The 2355-nt window shown below is 35.5% G+C and carries 2 protein-coding genes and 1 pseudogene; all 3 read left to right on the top strand.

Going from position 1 to position 2355, the window contains the following annotated elements; genetic code table 11:
- Positions 1-218: hypothetical protein (locus HMPREF0027_RS12170; RefSeq protein WP_005621462.1), on the top strand; the 218-nt coding region annotated here is incomplete at its 5' end.
- Positions 215-721 (top strand): AIPR family protein, encoded by a 507-nt coding sequence (locus tag HMPREF0027_RS13070; RefSeq protein WP_081456944.1) that lies wholly within the window; start codon positions 215-217, stop codon positions 719-721. The genes HMPREF0027_RS12170 and HMPREF0027_RS13070, both read left to right, overlap by 4 nt.
- A gap of 513 nt (positions 722-1234) precedes the next feature.
- Positions 1235-2285 (top strand): annotated as a pseudogene (locus tag HMPREF0027_RS01200) (MFS transporter); the annotation flags it as partial.
- Positions 2286-2355: the final 70 nt, after the last annotated feature.

Below are 2355 nucleotides of genomic sequence, written 5' to 3'. Positions count from 1 at the left end.
TTATTTTGATGGGTAATATAGATGATGTTATAAATAAATCTATGCTTATGAGTGTGTCATTTAATGAATTTTTAAAACTAATCCGTGATGAAAAGGAACAGTTAATTTATAGTGTTTTTGAGGATAACGTTAGAGATTTCCAATCAAAAAGTGAGTTAAATAAATCCATTAGGGACTCTTTAAATAAAGTGCTGACAAAGATGACAAGAATTATATAGATAACAAAAGATTTTTTGGAATTTTAAATAATGGAATAACAATAATCGCTGATAAGGTCACAGAAGATGGGAAAAATATAACTCTAAAAAATTATCAGATTGTTAATGGATGCCAAACTAGTAATATTTTATTTGAATCTAGAAGTATTAAGGGAATAGATGATATATTCGTCACAATAAAATTATTAGAAACAAATAATGAAAACCTAAAAAATACGGTTATTCGTTCTGCAAATAGCCAGACTGAAATAAAAACTGAACAGTTAATATCACTATCTGATTATTCAAGAAAACTAGAGGACTATTACCTTGCTCTAGCAAGAGATAATAATAGAATACCATTATATTATGAGAGAAGATCTAATCAATATAGATTAAATCCAGATATAAAGCAGATTAATATTATAACAATGGCCTCTCAAATTAAAGGTTTTACAGCATGTATTCTTGGAAAACCAGAAGAGCTTTCAGGTTCATATAAGAAGATGCTGGAGGAGATTTAAAAAATCTCTTGAAAAAAAATAATAAAGAATCAGTTTATTATTTAAGTGCTCTTATTTATTATAGAATGCAGGGTTACTTCAGGAATAATAGTATTGATTCAAAAGATAGAAAAATGCAATATTATGTTAGCAGTTAGCCTTTTATTAATTGGTAAATCTGAAACGTCTAAATTAAATAGTAAATATTCCCCGATAGCACCCGTCTCCCGACGGGTGCTTTCTTCTTTTCTATTTTAGCCAATTATCAGCACTCATCAGGAGACGAGCACTATCATTTATATTATTTTGTTATTTTTACTCTAGTCCCAGCCACGCACGAGCCATACGTGGTTAGGAGGCTCTTCGAGCCTGTTGAGCCACGCTGTGGCTCTTGGTGAAAACCTTTAGTGAAATCAAATAGGCTGTAAATACTATTCTCGCACGTTATTAAAATGTGACAACGGCCACTTTTTTGATATTCACTTTAATATATATTTAGGTCGGATGAGTAAATTTTCTGATTGGAGGCATAAAATGAATATTTTTAAAGAAGCGCCGGATCTTCCTGTGACCAAAACAAAAGAGGAGATCGATAAGACCTATCGTTATTGGCGGATACAGTTGATGTTGGTCAGTTATGTCGGTTATGCAGTTTTCTATTTTACCCGTAAAGGTTTTAATTTTGTGATGCCGGCAATGTTGACCGATTTGGGGCTGCAAAAAGCGGATATCGGTATGATGGGGACGGCGTTTTATTTGACCTATGGTGTATCTAAGTTTTTATCCGGTGTCATCGGAGATCGTTCTAATCCGAGATATTTTATGGGATTAGGCTTAATGGCAACCGGCTTGGTGAATATCTTCTTTGGGATGAGTTCTTCCATTTTTATGTTCGTTACGTTGTGGATGATTAATGCGTTCTTCCAAGGCTGGGGCTGGCCTCCATGCTCAAAAATTTTAAATACTTGGTATTCTCGTAATGAGCGTGGTTTATGGTGGGCGATTTGGAATACGTCGCATAATTTAGGCTGTGCGGTGATTCCGTTACTCGCAGGGGCGGCAACTTTAGCCTGGGGCTGGCGTTACGGAATGATTATTCCCAGTGTGATTGCGGTTGTTGTCGGGATTGGTTTGTGTGTTTTATTGCGAGATAGACCGGCTTCAATGGGGCTGCCGACCGTAGGGGAGTGGCGTAATGATATTGCGGAACAAAAACATGAAAGTGACGGCTTAGGCTTAACCACATGGGAAATCCTCAAACAATACGTATTTAAAAATAAAATCATTTGGGCGTTGGCGATTTCTTACGGTTTGGTTTATATCGTCAGAACAGGTATTAATGACTGGGGTAACTTATATTTAACCGACCCATCATTATGATTTATTGCAAGCAAATACGGTTATCGCATTCTTTGAAATCGGGGGCTTTTTAGGGGCATTATTTGCCGGTTGGGGTTCTGATAAATTCTTTAAAGGTAACCGCACACAAATGAACATTATTTATGTGTTAGGAATTATTTCGGTTGCTTTGGGGTTATGGCTGATTCCAAGTGATGATAAATTCATTATGTCGAGTTTATTTTTCTGATCTAACCCCTAAAAAGTTAGACTGTTTAATTTAAGGACCGAGTTCTGTATTGTAAAGGGCTCAGTCC

This window comes from Actinobacillus ureae ATCC 25976 (assembly GCF_000188255.1).
In the GTDB taxonomy this organism is placed as follows: domain Bacteria; phylum Pseudomonadota; class Gammaproteobacteria; order Enterobacterales; family Pasteurellaceae; genus Actinobacillus; species Actinobacillus ureae.
Note: the sequence above shows the minus strand (reverse complement) of the source record. Positions and strands in the feature narration are given on the sequence as shown.